Here is an 18,680-nt window from a genome sequence, read left to right as displayed (position 1 = left end):
GATATTTAAAAATTTATTTTTGACTCTTGAATGAGTGGTATTGCTTTTATTTTCCACTGTTTAAGGTTATCTATTAGTTCATACTCTAGCAAGTCGGAAAGCATCACAATATCATTGTTTTCACGAGCTGGTATTAGTGCTTTAATGACTGAAAAGAGATGGATTTCAAGGTTCTTAATAACTTCTTTATTTGTAAAGTAATCCTTATTAGCTTTTCTTGCAGTCGCATGAATTCTTGTGATTAAGTGAACATAAAGATCAAGTAACTCTATTAGATCAGCAAAGAAGAGATTTGCCTGATCAATATTGCCTTTATTGAATTCATCAGTCGTTATTAAGATCTTATCAATTAACTCGTCGATATATCGATTACAATCTTCTAGTGCTTCAAATGCTAATTCATATGAGTTTTTGATTTGAAGACTAGGATACCCCAACTCTTCTAGTGTGTAGTCTAGCAGCTCACCAACTTCATTAATTGGAAATGACTTACCTTCAATGAGTACTCCTGTAATTGACTCATTTGCTGAAATACCATCTGTTTCAATTGCTGTTATGGCCTGTCTAAGGGAAATTGAATTTCCATCCAAAGAAAAGCTATCGTTTCCTAGTTCTAATGTGATCATATATTTTCCCTTGCCTCTTGCTTGGCCTTGTTAATGAGTGAGCATTTTTCGAAGAATTCGTAAAGAACACTACACATAAGAGAGATCTCATTATATGTGTAGAATGCAGCTTCTGATAAGTTCACAAGATTGCTTCCTTGTAGATTGTTCTTTGCAACTTTTGCAAAATCAATTACAGGAGATAGCAGAGGATAAGAAGTCGCTACAAGATCACTTAAACGATCAATTTCATCCAGCTTTGCCGAGAATTTTTTAATTTCTTCCAAACTAGGAGTATTCTTACTAATTTCTTCAATAATATATCTTGAGTATTTTTTCCCGAACTCCGAAAGCTCATATAGAGTCTCAATTCCCTTAATATGTGTACTCAATTGTGCTTTAGTTTGAAGATTAAAAGAAGGGATATCCATGCTAGTGTTAACTTCAGTAAAAATGCTAGTCCACGCAATGTGATAGAAATTTCGCATAACTTCTTTTGCATCTTGTTCCTTGTGTAATAATTCGTTAATGATTAAATCACCATTATCAAGCATGTCTGATTGATATAGTTTTACCCTGCTAAGTGAGAGGGAAGAACACGAGTTGTTGAGTTCTTCGATATCGATTCTATTTTTCTTTAATAACTGACCAATACATTGATGTGTGATGTTGTAAGGTACATCGTTATGACATTTGTACTCCTTACATTCATCCTTAGGAAAGCATGGCGCACACTCTGTTTTTGGTGCTAGATTATAGTTGTCTAATGCATAGGGAGTTGTTTCATGTGGTCTAACCGTACCAAGAGAAATTGTTAGAGTCTTAATGTTTTTGAAGCTTAATAGGTTTCCAATCATTGAGTCATGGCCAACAAATAGAAATGAGTTGTCTACTTTAGTATATAGCTCTTTTAAATCGAGACCAATCCAAGCTTCAACTCTTTCTTTATACGGTTTAATAAGCTCTGAATTTAATATTTCATCTGTTGATTTTTGGTCTTGGTTGGCACCACAAATATAAATTTTAACTTGATCATCTTTTTTAAGCGTTTGATATATAACCTCAACCCAGCGATTTGCTTTCCACATTTTTCTTTCGTTTGAGGCAAATGGATGAATTAATAAATTGGTTTTCTTTTTATTGGAAAACTCTTTGTTACTTAAGTGAGTAAGTTTCTTTGTCGTACCGATGATTGAAGAAAATAGATCGACTAAGTTATATGGGTTTAGGTCTCCTCTCATAACTGTGGAGTAAAGATATTGCGACCATCTATCCGTAATCACTCTTTCATGTAGTTCATTAAAATGAGGACCGACTTTATTTTTTGAGTCTATTAATGAATGAAGATAGGTTGCAGACTTTGAAAATGCGAGATTAATCGAAACCTCAATGTTTTGATCGTTTATTTGTTTGAGCTGCTTTTTTAGGTTTGTAAGCGCCTCTCTGACATTATCAACGCCTACCATTGCTGATTTATGCTCAATAGAAATAACTTCATCAAAGACTTTTTCTAGTAAGAACATAATCGGTGTAGCGAATTTTTTACGCGCAATTAAGATAATTTTATAGTCGGGATGATTTTCTCTAAGCAGCTTCACTGCATGTGATGTTTGTAGAAGATCTCCAATTCGAGTTGTTTGAATGATGGCTATAGTCTTTTTTGTATCCGCTTCATTTTTTAAGGCGTTCATAGATTTCTCCTATTCCTCTTCTAAAACAGAGCATAGATATAAAAATGACATATCATCTTCACTCAAGTTTTCTCTTTTAACTTGTTTCTCTTGTATTCTTTCAAGTTCTTTAAAGAATTCTGTCTTTAAAGTGTTAGGATCTTGCTTCATTTAATAATTCCTTTGTAGATTCTTGACGTAATCTACTGCGACTTTCTCTAATTAGATTTGAAACCTCTTTGATTTGTTCAAATTGTATTTGTAAGTCATTTTTTAATGCGATTAAAATATGCTCAACTTCTGGTAGTGTCGGATTTTCGATATTATTAATTTTTGCTCTATAAAATAAAAATGGTAGTGCACAGTAATCGGATGTGCGTCCCATGTATGAAGTTATTTCTGTTAATTTATGCTGTAGTTTAACGGCATCTTGTGCCAGAGTCGCTTTTATCGCAGCTAAAACGTGCTTTGAAGAATTTAAAAGCTCTGCTTGTGCTTGTTCTATCCAATTTGAAGTAAAATTTAGGTCACTTTCTATAATACCATGACCTGATAAAGAATTTCTTTCGATTTTACGATACAAGAAATCTCTTGAAAGATATCTTTCAAGTTCGATCTCTGTGTCCATGCGGCCTTCTATATTCTTGTAGAATACACCTAGTTCATCATGTCTGATTTGATATATCGAAACATCAGTGTTTTCTAGCTTCTTAACATCTTTATTGAGAAAGAACTTATCAAGTGCATAAACTATATGTTCAGACTTTATGATTTCATTATTTCTAACTTGTTTTTCTGTATGTGCACTTGGTCCATAGGCAAAGTCACGATCCTTTACTCTTGGTGTAATAATAATGCTCTCTTGATTTGTTGACCCTTGTTTTAAAAATGGAGAAGGTCCCATTGACAGCTCAATTGTAGGTACATCTAAGATGTCGGCCATATGTTTGATGGCAGTGTCAGGTGTAATTAGAAGATCACAATTAATTAAAACTGAAGGTAGAGCACTGAATTGAGCTTCAATAGTAACGGCTTTATTATCGAGTTCTAAGTTTATTTTATTAGCATAGGATCTTTCATCAGTAGTAGGTGCTATAACTAAAAGTGGAATTGTGTCTTCTTTGCTATTTAGCTTATTAATCAAATTGATAAGCTCTTGCCTTTCAATCATTTTATTAATATTTGATGCTGTTAGTTGAATTGCAACTAGTTTTGGTTCAACTTTACCTTCGGCCTTTCTCATCTTTAAAAAGTTTTGGTGACAAATTTTATTATATTCATTTGATACATGTAGAGCATTGAATGAATTATTCTCTTCAATACCTACCATCTTGTGATAGCAGTCATTAAAGTTAAGTGGTGCAAATTTTTGTTGAGTTAATACATCATTGAAAACGACGGCCCACTCGTTTGAATACTTTACATTGCAATTTAAATCGAATTGAATTCCTTTGAAATCTTTGTTTAGGTATGATGCAAGACTTGTTGAAATTCGATCATTAGAGTAGTTAATTACTAAATTCCAGCTTTTATTAATCTCTTTTATAGTTTTACCAAATTCATCAAGAGCAAATCCATTTGAATAGATCTTGTTTTTCTTGTAGCTTACAATCTTCTTCCTATCTAAAGAGATAATATTATTTACACCGTTAAGAAGCTTGGCCGATTTATCAAATTCTTTATTGATTAAAACAGTAATGTTAGCATCAGGATTATTATTCTTTATGGAAGAAATAAGTCTTCCCATTTGGAAAATATCACCATGTCTTTTGAAGTTGATAATAAGTATATCTTTCATCTATTCCTCTTATCCTTGCTTGATAACTGCATCAAATGCTAGGAGTAAAAAATCATTTTTATTTTTAAATTGGTTTGTTTGATAAATGCTACTTTCAATATATTGATCAATACTTTTGTCTTGTTCAGCGTTATATAAAAGTGCCTTCAGTTCACTCGACTTGATATGTTCAATACAATCGCTGATCTTGTCACTTGCTTCAAAGTCTAAGAATGCTTTGTAAAAAGTATTGTAGAGTGAGAACGACGGAGCATGTGTTAGAATTGTTGGCTTCTGTGACAAGAATGAAGCGACATTCTTTTCTTTGTAAATGCTTTCGACATTATCTGTCGCATAGACTTCAATATTCTTATTTGGGAAAAGGTTGTTTTTTATACATTCTGTATATGTTTGCTCATTTGGTTCAATTACAATAACTTTGTAATCTTGTCCGTGGTAGGTTTCTAAAAGCTTACAGGCTTCGTAAACATGGTAGGCAAATCCTAAACCTAGTATTAATAAATTTTTATTTTCTTTAAGTTGATGCTCAATATTGGCGATTAATTTCTTAGCTTCTTTTGCTGGGTGATAGTTCGAATGAAGATGTACACCATTAATAACGGGTACTTTCAAATTACTACGAGATTGCTTAATCTCATAAGAGTGAATATCTAAAAAAGAAAGTGATTTTGCAGGAATTGCTTGTGCTGATTCTTTTATTAATTCCATAATTTCCTCGTCCTAAGGCCCAATGGTCTTTTGTATAAGTGAAGCTCTATCCTAGAGCTCCACCACATTATACTATAGTTTCGATTAAGGGGGCAAACTGGTCTAGTATTACCTGTTTTTTACATTGTTCAGGTTGTAACCCTGGAATTGTTGACGCTTTTTAAATACTGTTGAGATCTCTTTAGTAGTTGACTCTTTTGCTTTGGCCAAGAGATTTAAACACTCTTTATCTAGTCTTTGGTTTTCTTGAACTAGTTCTGTAACATCGCCAATCCATGCTTTGAAGATATCCATATCTTCTTGTGGATAAACGGTTTTATTATTTTGCAGTTCGCTTTCAATATCATCTTGGAGAAGGCGAATGATATTAATCAATCTTTCTCTGTTTTCTGAAATTTGTTCAACCAGATCATAACGGCTATTTTGACATGAGTTAATCATGGACTTCGTTGAGTTAACAAGAAGCCCCATGAGGTCTAGATGTCTGGTGATCTTGTTAAAGACTTCCATTGTTGCCATTACTTGGCCTTCTGTTCAACTCTAAGTTGCTTAACGGCCTCTTGCCATCCTTCATAAAGAGTAGTCAGAACTTCTAACACACTTTTAAGTGGCTCTTTATCAATTTTGATATTTGCTTGTGTGCTTGAAAAAAGCATAAAGTCATATAGTGAAGAAAGTTCTTTAGCTACATCTCCACCAACTTCAAAATCTAGACTGCTATTAAGCTCGATAATAATATCCTGAAGCTTACCAATATATTGTCCTTTTCCAGCAATATCTTTCTTCTCAATTGCTTCAATTGACCTTTTGCAATTTTTAATAGCAGCTTGATAAAGCATAAGTAAGATTTGTTCTTTACTAGCTGTTTTAACAGATGTTTGTTTGTAGGCTCCTAAACCGTAACTCATTTACTTCTCCTTAATTACCCCATTGGCTGAGGTCCGCCAAGGCCAGCACCTTGAGAGCGAATCCTAGACATGGTTCCTTCTAAGCGTGAAAATTTATCTTTTAAGTTTTTCTCTTTTTGTTGAAGCATGTTCTCTCTTTGAGCAATCCTTCTATCAATTGTTTCAATATTATTTTCTAGTGATCTCTTTCTTGAAGAAAGTAGTCCATTTGGAAACTGAAGAAGTTGTCCAACTGTTTCTTTAAGGTTGTCGATGAACCCATTAGTTTTTGTCCCGTCTTCATATCGACCAGTTAGTACTTCAGCAATATGGTCGTAGTCTTTTTCCATTACTGTTTGAAATTTCTTTTGATCAAAATCAAGTAAACCTTCTCTTGTAAACTGAATCCCCAGTTCTCCGATACGAGAAGTGCTACCATCTTTTAGTGGAATATCCTTAAATATGGCATTTCTTAATCTTGATTCAATGGACTGAAGTAGGATGTCTCCACCAAGGGTTCTCGACGTATCAGTTGTTTCGTCCATTGTGTTTTGCTGTTTAATAAATGTGAATACACCATTTATTTGATCAATTAGTGACTTAACTTTTTCTCCGATCTTTCCAGCATCTTCACTGATATTAATTGTGAATTCTTCTCCTGGTTTCGCTTTTTTTAGATCTAGCGTTACACCTGGAATTAGTTCTGCAGCTTTATTTTCAGGTAATTCAATTTCAAAGCCATCAAGTGCAACAACTGCATCTTGGGCCTCTCTCTCAAATTCTATATAAAAATCTTGTTCACCATCGACGAAGTAGAAGTGTGGGAAATCTGCTTTATTAATATCACCTGTGTCCTTAAGCGAGAGGATCAGGCGCCACGGAGTATCTGATTCTGAGCCATCATTAATTACGCTGGCCCTAAGTCCTGATTCATCATCTCTATTAATTAGCTTGGCTACTGATTTTAAAGATGCATTATCTGCATCAATATATATTTCTTTTGTATCACCGTTTGGTAGTGAGTATTGAATGAAGCCTACTCCGATATAACTTTCCTCTGGATCGGCAAATCCACTTGTCATGGCAGATGATTTTTGAGCAAGTTGTTTTACTTCGAATTGATAGGTTGCAGGCTCTGCAACGTTTTTGTCTGCTGTTATTCCAACGATATCATCATTACCAATAACGCTTAATTCTCTTAAGGATCTAGCGCTACCGTTTTGGAGGAGGGTCCCACGCATGCCTTCAACAAGGGATGTCAGCTCTTGAACAAGAGCTTTCTTGTCGGCGACTTTACCCTTACGTACTTCCATATTTTGAATTGGAATACGTTCAGCCTTCATAATTTGCTGAACAATATCCTTAGGAAGTCCGGTGTTAATGGAGCCCATTGCTATCGACAAAAATCCTCCTGATTTTAAATGTGAAAATCCTTTTCACACTTGTCTCCGACTCTGATTTTATCACACTTGAGGTTTTTTTTCCGTCGCATCATTAGTGGAATAATTTTCTAGGCAAGGCTTCTTCGTCATTTGATGTTTTAGGGGCTATAATAGATAAATCCCTGAAAATAAAAAACCCGCCTTGTGGGCGGGTACTTTTCGAGAAAGTAATTTTTTTGGGATTGGGATTTTGTACTAAATTTATCGGGTATTATGGTGAAAACTTTAGAGAAAAAGTCGGATATTTACATTGAAAAGGCAAAATTCTTGTTTTTTCGACTAGTTACATATTTTACATTCTTATTATTGCCAATTTATCTGCAAAAGGAAGTTAATCTTGCACCGATTTGGCAAATCATCGCAATGATTTTCTTTTCAATGTTTATTGTTTCCCAGTGGTTTCTACTTGGAAAAGAAATTGATCATCGATTTAAGATTTATTTTAAAGTAAATTCCTCCATCGATAGAGTTGTGTATCGACTATTCATGGGGATGTTCTTCATGGCGATCTACTTCAATCTATTAAGCTTACTACCACATAAGTGGAGTTATAATATTTTTTGGGTAACTTGGGTTGTAATGGGGCTGTTTTACTCTTGGCCTACAAGAGGAAAAATTATTAAAGAGTCAGTATCAACGAATTTTCATGAATATCGCTACTTAGATAAATTTGAAAAAACGGTACTTTTTTTAACAGTCGTCATGTTCTTTACTTCGCTACCACAATTACCAAATTTATTTTCAACAAGTTCTTTAAGACTTTTTTTTGATCCAAGTGAAAGAGTGTCTGGGGCATTCTGGAATTTTATATCAATTAATTATATTCCATTTAGTAAGTACCCGAAGCTCTTAAACCTTTCATGGTCGATTCACTTCTACTATGTGACGATGTCGTTATTTCTAATGACATTCTATGCACTTCTTCGAAATTTTGTTTCAAGAAGATTGTCACTTTTAGGTGTCTTTGCATTAGTTTCTTCGTGGTCATTCTCAAAGATATTGGCCAATAATTACGGTTTTACTCTTTTAACGACTTTCTCAGTGGTATGGGTATGGTCTACCCTTTGGTCAACTAAGAGTTCTACGTACCGATCAGGGCTTTTTATAGGGCTCCTAGGTGCGTGGGGGACAGTAATTGATAAATCCAATATTATCCTGCTAGTTGTCCAACTATTATTGATTCATTTTGTCTTTTTTAAAGAGGAAACAGCTTGGTATAAGAGACAGTTTTTTAAGTACACGCTTCTTGGAGTTTTCTTATCGACATCTCTCTTTTTCTTATCTACTAGTACAATCTCTGTTGAGATGATTGAAAGTGTAAATATTATTTCTTCAGAAATTTCTAGACTGGTTTCACGTAAGTCATTCTTTGTCCTGTCTTTTTTTGGTCTAGTTATTTTTATGTATAAGATTCTTGCCCAAACTCGTAGTGAGAAGCATAAGGTATTAAATATTTCACATGACTCTTCAATTAAGGTCGCTATCTCAATTCTATGCTTACTCCTGATTGATCTGCTATTTAGTTCAAGAACCTTTCAGGACTTTTCGATTCTATGGCTTTTAGCTTTCTTCAGTGTCCTACTTATAGAAGTAATCTTTCAAAAGATTAGAGGACTTAGAAGCTCTAGGAATATGATCTACGCAGTCTATATTATTATATGTCTGCTAGATTCACACTTTGAAGGCCGAGTTAAGATTTTACTTAGAACGATTGGAGCAATTGACTAATTTCCTAAGACTTAAATTTATTTATTTATATGAGAATTAAACTATAATTAAATTAACGTTAACGATGAAAGGGAGTTTCATCTGTTTAAGTCTCATATAACAAGACAATTGTTCGAAGAGTTTTCTGATTCCTACAAAATGCGTAAAGACGCAACCACTTCCCATCCATTTGTATTTGTCGATCCAGCTGATAGCAGTATCAAGCTGATTGCTAGTTCATTTACTTATGATGATGGTGAAGAATATGGTGCGATTCTGGCAAGTAGTAGTGAATTAGAATTTATGGTTACTTCCGAGTAAACCTCTTCTACCTTGTTGAAATAACTATTGTTGTGCTTTGTGCATAAGGGAAATCCATCCCTCTAAATCTTACTTCAATTATTCGAAAAATATTATTGACAAGCTTCAAAAGCACTTTGAAATGTGCATATGTGGATAAGTTGCTATTTTTTGTTGGTAAGTTTACTTGCGACCTGTCAAAACCTGTCATCACATTGCAACATGAATGGTAAAGTGTTGAAAATAAGGGAATTCATTAGTAAAAGTTAATTTAATGAAAAATAACCAAGCATTATGGTCAAGTGTGGATAACTCTGTTAATAATGTTAGTAAAAAACCTGAGTCAATAAGTTTTTTCACAAAAGAAATTTTTTTTTCGAGCTCAGATGTAAGAAAAATGTCGGCTACTTACAAAAAACGACTTTTTCAGTTTTTTGAATAATGTTAGTCTAATGTTTTATATAAGGTTTAGTTAATGACGTTTAAAGTTAAAGATTATTATTACAATAAGGCCAAGAAAGAGAATTTTCTGGCCCGCTCAATTTATAAGCTAGAAGAGATTGATAAGAAGTATAAGGTTATCGAAAAGGGTAATAATGTACTTGATCTTGGCTACTATCCTGGTTCGTGGATGCAGTATACAAGCAAGAAGATTGGGCCGGAGGGTTTTGCGGTTGGTATCGATATTAAACCAGTCAATAAAAAACTTTTGGGAGTGAAAAACGTAAGGCTGTTTGAGAAGTCTATTTTCGATGTAACGACTGTCGAAGAACTTGAATTCGATCGTAAATTTGATGTCGTTATATCTGATATGGCCCCTAATACAACTGGTGTACGCTCTGTTGATCAACTTAGAAGTTTAAATTTAATAGAACAAGTTTTTGCACATTTAGATGTATTCTTAAGAAAGGATGGAAACTTCGTAATTAAAGTATTTGATGGCCATGAGGCCCAAGTCTTTCTAAAATCACAAAGAAGTATTTTTAAAGAATTCCATTTTCTTAAACCGAAATCAACACGTTCGGTAAGTAAGGAGTTCTTTGTGATTGGTAAGGGCTATAAAGGTGTTCAAGTATAGGTTTTTGTATAAGTATTTATTAGTTTTAGCTCCGCTCGCTTTAATAGGATATTTTTTAGTAGGAAAAGATGAGCAAAAGAAAATAGAAGTTAAGCCAAAGGCAAGTGTCATCGATAATCAACAATTGAGGCACTACCTTTCGAGCCAGCTTTTAGATCCTAAAACTCCATTCAAACAAACAATTTCACATAATTCTAATTCTTATAAGGTTAATTATTCAACAGATCCTAAATTAGAAAGCTTTGTAAGGAAGCGTCTTCGTTACTATCGTCCAGACAAGGCAGCAGTAGTTGTTATGGATAATAATAATGGCAATCTTCTTGTTAGTATTGGATTTACACGTCAAGGGAAGGTATTTGATTATCTTCTCCCTTTTACTGGTACGCATCCTGCTGCAAGTGTATTTAAAATTGTAACGAGTGCTGACCTGATCAATAATGAAGACTTTGATATTCACGACAAATTTAAATATCGTGGTCGTGGAACGACTTTATACAAGTATCAGTTGAAAAATAAGAAAACTCGTTGGCAGAGAACGACTTCATTTGATAGGGCATTTGCTTATTCTAATAATGTTATCTTTGGAAAGGCCGCAATTAATAATACAACTCCGGAAGAGCTTGAGGATATGGCCAAAAGACTTGGTTTTAATGATAGCTTGATGAAAGAGATTGATTTAGCTAAGTCTACTTTTGAAATTCCTCAGACAGATTATGCCATGGCCGAGATTGCTTCTGGCTTTAATAAGCGAACTCAGATTTCACCTGTTCACTGTGCGGTTTTATCAAGTGTAGTCGCTAATGGGGGAGTTCTTCAATATCCTCGCCTTGCAACGAACCTTGTTGATGAGCAAAACCAGACGGTTTGGGAAAATGAAGTTCGAAAAGAACAAGTCATCGGTCTAGAGACAGCAAAGGAGCTCGCTGAGTTAATGCAGGGGACGATTAAACGAGGTACAGCAAGAAGAACATTTAGAAGATATATGAGCAGACGAATCTCTAATAAGCTTGAAATTGGAGGTAAAACAGGATCTATTACTGGGGGCTTTCCATTTGGTAAAAGAGATTGGTTTACTTCTTATGCTAAACCTAAAAAGAATTTAGACGATAAGGGTATCTCTGTGTGTATTATGATTATCAACTACGAAAAGTGGTATGTTAAATCAACTAAGTTAGCACAAGAGATTATTTCAAAATACTACCGAGGAATTAAGTGAGTGATATATTAGAAGAGAAAATTGCAAGTCGTAAGAAAAGCTTTCTTAAGATGTGTCGCGATTCATTTTTAATTATCTTATTTCTTCTCACTTTCAGATCTTCTTTCTATGAACCTTACCGAATCCCATCTGGATCAATGATTCCAACATTAGAAATAGGGGACTTTATTCTAGTTGAAAAATTTAGTTATGGATTTAAGCTTCCTTTCTCTGATATTGCCTTAGGTGGAATAAATTCAAATCCTTTCTATTTGCTAAGAACTAATGATGTTCAACGTGGGGATATAATCGTTTTCAAGTATCCAAATGATCCTAAAATTAATTATATAAAGCGAGTAATTGGCCTACCTGGTGAAAGCATAGAAATTAAGAATAAGAAGATCTATATTAATGGTAAGGAGCTTACCGAAAAACTTATAGCAACTAAATATAATGATAATTATGACTACCTTGAAACAACAATGAAGGACAAAAAATTTGTTGTGAAAAAAGATATGGATAATATATATAAGCTTAATTATCCACTGACAAAAATTCCAGAAGGTCACTACTTTGTAATGGGTGATAACCGCGATAATTCTTCTGACTCACGAGCGTGGGGATTTGTCCCATTTGAAAATATCAGAGGCCGTGCGTTCTTTGTTTGGTTTTCAATGATGCAAGATAGTTATACTGGTCAGATGAATATAAAGTCAGAACGTATCTTTAAGACTATTGAGTAAGATCAATACGTGTTGCCCCATCGTTACCTTCGTCCGGTGACCAACTTAAATCTCGCTGTCTTCTAAGTTCATTTCTAAGCCACTTCTTTAAAGTTCCATCTCCATGTCCGTGGACAATAATTAAATATGGAATATGGCCCATTCTAAGATCGTCTATACAAGAGAAAACCTTTTGCTGAAATTCATTTAAGCGCATACCACGACAATTAACTTCGGTAGTATAGTTAATTGTTTTGAAAACATTAATTTCAATTTTTTTGGACTTTTGAGGCTTTTTATTATTGATACCTTGTTGATCAAAGAGGGATGTCTTTGGTACAGAAATCTTTTTACCATTTACTTCGACAGTACAATTCTTGCCCTTAATTTCAGAGACAACGCAAGTCGTGTTTAAACGATCACAAAAATAACGTGAACCTACTTTTATCTCTGAAGCAACTTGCCTTTCCTCTTTGGGTTTTTCAATTTTACTGGGCTTGAGCCTTTCATATTGTTTATTTAGAGAAGATATCTCATTACTTAAACTTTTGGTTTTGACATCATTAAGACCTTTGATAATTTTTTTAATTTCTTTCTCATATTGATCATAGGCCCTTTGTTTCTCTAGAAAGAGAATACCTTCTTGAGATTTTTTTTGATTTTTGAGTTCGTGATTAAGCTGTATATTTTCTTTAAGTGTTTTATTGATTCTTTCTTGTTTCTTGGAAAGGTCTTGTAGAAGTCTTTCGTAGGTTACATATTTTGTATCAAGCATCTTTTTTGCATCATCTAATATGAATGCAGGTATATTATGCTTCTTACTTAAGCGATTAAAGATTTCCAGTGCCATCGATGAACCCGGAGTTCCAATGATTAGCTTGTAAGTAGGAATATTATTGTCAAAGTCATAGCCTACATGGGCAGAAATAAATTCTTTACTCTCTTGTATCTTTGTTTTTAAGAGTTGGTGGTGAGTTGAAATTAAAACGTCACAACCCAGCTCTTTAGTGACATAGTTAATAATTGAGTAGGCCAGCGATGATGCTTCATCTGATGATGTCGAATTAAAGATTTCATCCGCTGCAATAAGTGAATCATTTTGGATATTCTCAAGCATTGATAGTATAACTTGAACTTCTCCCGCAAATGAACTTAAACCCATTTCTAAGTCTTGATAGTCACTATCAAAATAAAACACATCGCTTTTGTACTGTAGCTTCGCTTTTTGCGCTGGAATAAATAATCCAAGCTTTAAAAATAGGTGCGCAATAACAATACTTTTAATGGAAACAGTTTTCCCCCCTGTGTTTGGCCCTGAGATGATAATCCCCCTCATTTTACTTTCAACTTCAATCGTATTTCGAACACAGTTTTCAATAAGGGGATGGTAGAAGTCCACTAAGCTAGTCGTTCCATCTTGGCTAACCTCTGGGGAGCAGAAATCCTTAGTATGTGAATAACTAGCTAATGTATATGTATAGTCTAGCTCGATAAAGAATGAGTAAACAGCACGCATTGTCGTAAGATCATTATTGATCAGATCGCAATAACCTTTGCAAATTTGAGAAATTGCGTAATCAATCTTTGAGTTAATTTCGATTAGCTCGTTTGACATTTTCCTTGTTGCAACAGGTTCAACAAAGAGTGTGTTACCTGTTGATGATCTTGCTACAATACTACCTAAGTCACTTCGATAAGAATCGCTTCTAATAGGAATGACAAATCTTTCATTAATAATATCAAAAGTGTCCATTTGAAGACGTTTTGAAATATCTTCGTCTTTTAAAATAAAGTTAATAGTTTCACGAATTCTTCTTTCTAGACTTATTTGCTCTTGAATAAGAGGCGCAATGATAGGGTGTTTTTCAAGGTGAACACTTCCATCAGCATCCACAAACTTTCTAAATGGATTAATAAATTTTTGCTTAAGCCTCTGTGTTTTATTAACTAATTCATCTAGGAAAGCTAGATAGTGGCCAAAGTTTAAGACTCGTTTAGTTGAAAAAAGATTTTCGATCGTATTAGCTAAGAAATTAAGCTGATCTAATGTTGCGACGCCACCTTTTGCAATATAATTTAAGGCATTGTGGTTCTCATCACTATCTCTCAAATTGCTAAAGAAGAAATCACCAAGATTCCCTGTTTCGTCAATTTTCCTAATAATCTCGTTTAAGTCATAAAAATGTTCGTTTAGTTGTTCAGATTCGAATATCTTTGGATTATGTTCTATAATATTCTTATTAACCTGAAACCTTGCATGGGTGATAATTTCAGAAGCAATCTTGCTCCAGTCAATATTACTCAGTGTTTGTGACAAAATTGTTGGATTATTCATGAATTTAAATTTCTCAGAGCTAGGGCGAAATGTCGATAAAATTAATGCGCAATTATTTGAAAACGGTATGTCGACAAACCCAAAAATTCAAAAAATATTTTCCTCTGGAAAGCTTGTTTTATTACAGCTGAGACTCAGAGGTAAGAATCTTTGTATTACATTGGGAAGAGGCGGAGAGCATTGTGGAATTTGGGACTCAATTGCATCCATACCTTCTGAATATCGAATAACTAGGGATCAGTTTTTAGAGTTTTTAAGATCAAATATTAGAAACGCACGTTTAAGTGAGATTGAAGTCGACACGAAAGATAAATGCTTAAATTTAAAGTTCTCTGACAAGAGTAATCTCTTGCTCTTTTGGAAAGGACGTCAACTCTTCTTCTCTTATATATATCTAAATGAAGGGAGAAGGCTTCATTTCTCCCCTTGGCAATCAAATAAAAAACAGATATTTGAGTTTGAAAATTTCTTCGATATTTTTAATGAACTAGGTCGCAAGCAGCTAGATAATAAAGATATTAATGAGAAGAAACTCGTTTTAGAAGAAATTGAAGTATTCAATAAAAAAGCTGAGACAACTTATAATAAGAAGTTGATGAGAAAAAAGAAGTTTATTGAAAAAGATTTAGAAAATTGCCAAGTCAGACATGAAATAGAAAAAAAACTAATCAATGATGAATTAGATTTGAGCGAACATATCTTCAAGTATAAGAGTCTTAAGGCAAGATTTGATTATGGCCTTAGTTATTATCAAAAGAAAAATGTAATCTTTACTAAAATAAAAAAACTTAGAAAGGGTGAAGAGTTTCTTGAGAAACGTCTTGAGGATGTCATTAAAGAAATAGAGTCTAAGAAAGTCGTATTTGTTAAAGAAAAGATTAATGTGCCTGTTTGGAAAAAGGTAGCTCAAAAGAGTACTGAAGTGAATAAGTCAGATGATCACTCAATCTTTAGATGGAATAATATCTCAATTGCTGTTGGCCTAAATACAAAAGGAAATGATTATATCCGTAGTAAATGGTCAACTAAAGGCGATATTTGGTTTCATCTCGATGGCGATAAGAGTGCTCACGTTATTGCAAAAAATTTAGATGTCTTTGACTTCGATAAATACAGTGTTGTAGCCTCAATATTGGCCGATTATAGTGAATTTAACGCTGATCAAATACCTGTTATTTTTACTCAAGTAGAAAATCTCAAAGGAGTAAAGGGAGCTGCTGGAAAAGTCATTTATAAGAAAGAGAAGCATTTGATTCTCCCTAAAGTCAATTGGAAGGAAATAATTTCAACTAGTTGGTAATGGTCTATGTCCCTTTTAAAATAAGTTAAAAGGACATAATATGCTGAAATTTAACTTATCTCTAATTATTGTTTTATTGCTTTCTGTTTCATCTGTTTTTTCTAATAATAGTAATATTTTTAACGATCACAAGTTAAGAACGTATACTCCATTAGAAGGACAAATACAGGACCTGTTTTTTGATATTCGTGAGCCAAACTTAGAAAAATACGTAAGGTCAAATACGGCCTTAGAACCAGATGATGTTTACTATCGCGTATATTGGGTTTATCCAAGTAATATTAGAATTAGAGTTGAGGGATTACCAGATAAGGGTTTTGATTTATTAAAGCAAACTTTAATCTCAAAAATTAAGCCGTATGTAGAGTTGGTGTTAGCGAAAAACTTAACGACACCTCTTGAACAGAGTGCATTCAAAAAAGATCCAAAAAATAATAGTCGTTACATTCGAGTTAAAGATAAGGCAGAACTACTAGATTTAAGTATTGAGCTATACTCAAGTGGACAAATTAAAGAAATTGAATCAAGTAGTCCTCAGTTACATACGAAAACGTCATTTTCTTACGCCAAGAAGTCATGGGCAAAAGGAAGAAGCGTAATTTCTCAAATTTCTATTTCAGAGGGAAGGGGTGCCTCTTCTGTTATTAAAGAAATTGAAATTGACTATGATAAATTTGGAACATTCGGATTACCAAGTAATATCAAAGCTGTGTCATATGTTGTGACAGGGGATAAGAAGGTTGAGCTAGGTAAACTTGATTTGAAAATTCAAAACTATCAAATCAATACTGGGCAAGCCAAAAAGATTATAGGTCTATAAATGAGACAAATAGAAATTAATAAAAAAGTTAGACTTTACTTTGAAAGTAAAGTGATCCATTTATCTGAAAACGATATTGAAGACTCACTCCGTTCACATCGTCCTGGGGAGTGGTGTAGCTTTAGTCATTTAAAAGATAAATATATTGGATTTGTTAATCCAAACTCAACACGGAAGAAGAATATTGCGATATTCAAATCATCACTTGAACCTTGGGAATATGTGGCAAAAGCTATCGAAGATGCAATCAACTATCGCTCTGAAATAGGTTATGGACAAGATGCTCGTTTGATTTATGGTGATGAAGACGGACTTCCTGGACTGATACTTGATGGCTATAAGAACTGCGCCATTGTTCAGATAAATACTGCAGGAATGGACACTTACCGAAATGAAATAAAGACACATATACAAAAGCTTCTCGATAAAGAAGTGATACTTCTTGATAATAAGAAGTATCGTGATATCGAAGAACTTCCGGTTTTTGAAAGTGATGAACTACCTGAGCTAATCGAAATTGAAGAAACTGGTTTTAAATATCAGATCAAAAGAGAGATGATGCAAAAGGTGGGATACTATTATGATCACCGTGAAAATCGTAGAAAGTTTGAAGAACTTATTAAAAGAACAGGGCAAAACTATAAAAAAGGACTAGATCTATTTACTTATGTGGGGTCATGGGGATTGCACCTCTTACGTGCTGGAGTGGAACAGGTTGAGTTTGTTGACCAAGCAAATATGGCAGAAGTGGTTAGCAATCATGTTGAGCTTAATAACTTTAGCAATCGTGGGAGTTTCACGCGTCAGGACGTCTTTAAGTTTTTAGATGAAAAAGTAAGTGAAGGTGCAAGCTATGATGTAATCGTTTGTGATCCTCCAGCATTTAGTAAGAGCTATAAAGATAAGAAAGCCGCACTTAGTGGTTACGAAAAATTATATACTCGTATTTTTAAAATGATTAATAAGGGTGGAGTTCTAGCGGCAGCATCATGCACTCAAAATATCTCAATGAATGAATTAGATCAATGTGTTGTTAAAGCTGCTCAGAAGAATGACCTTACAATTAGGTTAATTGATACAGGTATTCAAGGCCTGGATCATCCTATTAGTCGATTAGATTCAAAATCAAATTATATAAAATATTTAGCTTATAAGGTGGAAAGAAATGACTGATAATTCAAGACAGAAGGTTAATAGTGTTTTAGATAGGGCCAAGAGAATTGTATATGGTCAAGACGAAATGCTAGATAGTATTATTGCAGCATTAGTCTGTGAAGGACATCTCCTTATTGAAGGTATGCCTGGTTTAGGTAAAACATTATCTGTATCAACAATGAGTAAGCTTTGTGACTTAACATTTAAAAGAGTTCAGTTTACACCAGACCTACTTCCATCTGACCTTGTCGGAACAATGGTTTATTCGCAACAAAAAGAAGAATTTTCTACTAAGTTTGGCCCAATCTTTACACAACTTTTACTTGCCGATGAAATTAATAGATCACCGGCCAAGGTACAATCAGCACTATTAGAGGCCATGGCCGAAAAGCAAGTAACGATTGGTGATTCTACTCATAAGCTATCAAGTCCATTTGTTGTACTTGCAACACAGAACCCTATTGAGCAAGAAGGAACTTATCCTCTTCCAGAAGCACAACTTGATCGATTTATGATGAAAGTAAGCGTTAATTATCCTGATTTTGAAGCAGAGAAGTCAATTCTAGATTTAGAGAATATTAAACAAGATTTAAGCTCTATTCTTTCAACTGATGATATTCTTTCAATACGTGCAGAGATTGATAAAGTTTATGTAGATGACAAGATGAAGGATTTAATCATTAAGATAGTAAGAGCAACAAGACCGGGTGACAAACACTTCTCTCCTGATTTTAAAGGACTTGTGCAAGCGGGAGCATCACCTCGTGCTGCTATCTGGTTACAAAAGTTAGGACGTTTTAACGCATTTATGGCCCAACGTGATTATGTCACGCCGGATGATGTAATGAAAGTAGTTGCTTCTGTTTTAGGACACAGAATTATTTTAACTTATGAGGCATCTATTGATGGAATTAACCCAAGGGACTTAGCAGTTAAGATTGCTCAGAAATTGATTTAA

The 18,680-nt window shown here is 34.0% G+C and carries 18 protein-coding genes; 9 read left to right on the top strand and 9 right to left on the bottom strand.

Features of this window, described 5'->3' with window-relative positions:
- Positions 1–5: 5 nt before the first annotated feature.
- The 8 genes from M902_RS09310 to fliD all read right to left on the bottom strand — a co-directional run bounded on the left by M902_RS09310 (position 6) and on the right by fliD (position 7,071).
- On the bottom strand, positions 6–626 hold the full coding sequence (locus tag M902_RS09310) for a hypothetical protein (RefSeq protein ID WP_021267712.1): 621 nt from the start codon (positions 624–626) through the stop codon (positions 6–8).
- The gene (locus tag M902_RS09305; protein WP_021267621.1) at positions 623–2,296 is read right to left on the bottom strand and encodes a glycosyltransferase family 9 protein; all 1,674 of its coding nucleotides are present in this window, start codon (positions 2,294–2,296) and stop codon (positions 623–625) included. The genes M902_RS09310 and M902_RS09305 overlap by 4 nt, the downstream gene beginning before the upstream one ends.
- 9 nt (positions 2,297–2,305) lie before the next feature.
- Entirely contained in the window at positions 2,306–2,446 is a 141-nt protein-coding gene (locus M902_RS16525) for a hypothetical protein (protein ID WP_021267432.1), read from the bottom strand.
- Complete coding sequence (locus tag M902_RS09300) at positions 2,430–4,073, bottom strand: glycosyltransferase family 9 protein (RefSeq protein WP_021267412.1); 1,644 nt, start codon at positions 4,071–4,073, stop codon at positions 2,430–2,432. The genes M902_RS16525 and M902_RS09300 overlap by 17 nt, the downstream gene beginning before the upstream one ends.
- Positions 4,074–4,082: 9 nt before the next feature.
- Complete coding sequence (locus M902_RS09295) at positions 4,083–4,781, bottom strand: hypothetical protein (RefSeq protein ID WP_021267633.1); 699 nt, start codon at positions 4,779–4,781, stop codon at positions 4,083–4,085.
- A 108-nt stretch (positions 4,782–4,889) separates the two neighbouring features.
- Positions 4,890–5,300: a hypothetical protein gene (locus M902_RS09290; RefSeq protein ID WP_021267742.1), complete on the bottom strand. Its 411-nt coding sequence runs from the start codon at positions 5,298–5,300 to the stop codon at positions 4,890–4,892.
- Positions 5,300–5,689, bottom strand: coding sequence for a flagellar export chaperone FliS (gene fliS / locus M902_RS09285; RefSeq protein ID WP_021267487.1), 390 nt, complete (start codon positions 5,687–5,689; stop codon positions 5,300–5,302). The genes M902_RS09290 and fliS overlap by 1 nt, the downstream gene beginning before the upstream one ends.
- A 14-nt stretch (positions 5,690–5,703) precedes the next feature.
- Positions 5,704–7,071, bottom strand: a complete 1,368-nt coding sequence (fliD, locus tag M902_RS09280) for a flagellar filament capping protein FliD (protein ID WP_021267751.1) — start codon at positions 7,069–7,071, stop codon at positions 5,704–5,706.
- A gap of 345 nt (positions 7,072–7,416) precedes the next feature.
- Here fliD and M902_RS09275 point away from each other — a divergent pair, with 345 nt between their 5' ends.
- The 5 genes from M902_RS09275 to lepB all read left to right on the top strand — a co-directional run bounded on the left by M902_RS09275 (position 7,417) and on the right by lepB (position 12,133).
- The gene (locus M902_RS09275) at positions 7,417–8,838 is read left to right on the top strand and encodes a hypothetical protein (protein ID WP_156979798.1); all 1,422 of its coding nucleotides are present in this window, start codon (positions 7,417–7,419) and stop codon (positions 8,836–8,838) included.
- A gap of 138 nt (positions 8,839–8,976) precedes the next feature.
- Positions 8,977–9,138, top strand: coding sequence for a hypothetical protein (locus tag M902_RS09270; RefSeq protein WP_156979796.1), 162 nt, complete (start codon positions 8,977–8,979; stop codon positions 9,136–9,138).
- A 454-nt stretch (positions 9,139–9,592) separates the two neighbouring features.
- Positions 9,593–10,195, top strand: coding sequence for an RlmE family RNA methyltransferase (locus M902_RS09265; RefSeq protein WP_021267437.1), 603 nt, complete (start codon positions 9,593–9,595; stop codon positions 10,193–10,195).
- Positions 10,196–10,199: 4 nt separating this feature from the next.
- Positions 10,200–11,411 (top strand): penicillin-binding transpeptidase domain-containing protein, encoded by a 1,212-nt coding sequence (locus tag M902_RS09260; RefSeq protein ID WP_021267446.1) that lies wholly within the window; start codon positions 10,200–10,202, stop codon positions 11,409–11,411.
- Positions 11,408–12,133: a signal peptidase I gene (gene lepB, locus M902_RS09255; protein ID WP_021267472.1), complete on the top strand. Its 726-nt coding sequence runs from the start codon at positions 11,408–11,410 to the stop codon at positions 12,131–12,133. The genes M902_RS09260 and lepB overlap by 4 nt, the downstream gene beginning before the upstream one ends.
- Here the strand turns inward: lepB and M902_RS09250 are convergent.
- Positions 12,123–14,447, bottom strand: coding sequence for a Smr/MutS family protein (locus tag M902_RS09250; RefSeq protein WP_021267544.1), 2,325 nt, complete (start codon positions 14,445–14,447; stop codon positions 12,123–12,125). The genes lepB and M902_RS09250 overlap by 11 nt on opposite strands.
- Here M902_RS09250 and M902_RS09245 point away from each other — a divergent pair.
- Genes M902_RS09245 through M902_RS09230 form a run of 4 tightly spaced genes read left to right on the top strand, consistent with a single transcriptional unit; the run spans position 14,446 to position 18,680 of the window.
- A complete protein-coding gene (locus tag M902_RS09245) occupies positions 14,446–15,747 on the top strand; it encodes an NFACT RNA binding domain-containing protein (protein ID WP_021267665.1) in 1,302 nt (433 codons plus the stop codon). The genes M902_RS09250 and M902_RS09245 overlap by 2 nt on opposite strands.
- A gap of 40 nt (positions 15,748–15,787) precedes the next feature.
- Positions 15,788–16,567 carry a hypothetical protein gene (locus M902_RS09240; protein ID WP_021267501.1) on the top strand — a complete coding sequence of 260 codons (780 nt, stop codon included), beginning with the start codon at positions 15,788–15,790 and terminating at the stop codon, positions 16,565–16,567.
- The gene (locus tag M902_RS09235) at positions 16,568–17,740 is read left to right on the top strand and encodes a class I SAM-dependent rRNA methyltransferase (RefSeq protein WP_021267749.1); all 1,173 of its coding nucleotides are present in this window, start codon (positions 16,568–16,570) and stop codon (positions 17,738–17,740) included. It begins immediately after the preceding gene.
- Entirely contained in the window at positions 17,733–18,680 is a 948-nt protein-coding gene (locus M902_RS09230; RefSeq protein WP_021267664.1) for a MoxR family ATPase, read from the top strand. Before M902_RS09235 ends, M902_RS09230 begins: the two co-directional genes overlap by 8 nt.

Source organism: Bacteriovorax sp. BAL6_X (assembly GCF_000443995.1).
Lineage (GTDB): Bacteria > Bdellovibrionota > Bacteriovoracia > Bacteriovoracales > Bacteriovoracaceae > Halobacteriovorax_A.
The sequence above is the reverse complement of the archived record's forward strand: the minus strand, read 5'-3'. Positions and strand labels throughout refer to the sequence as shown.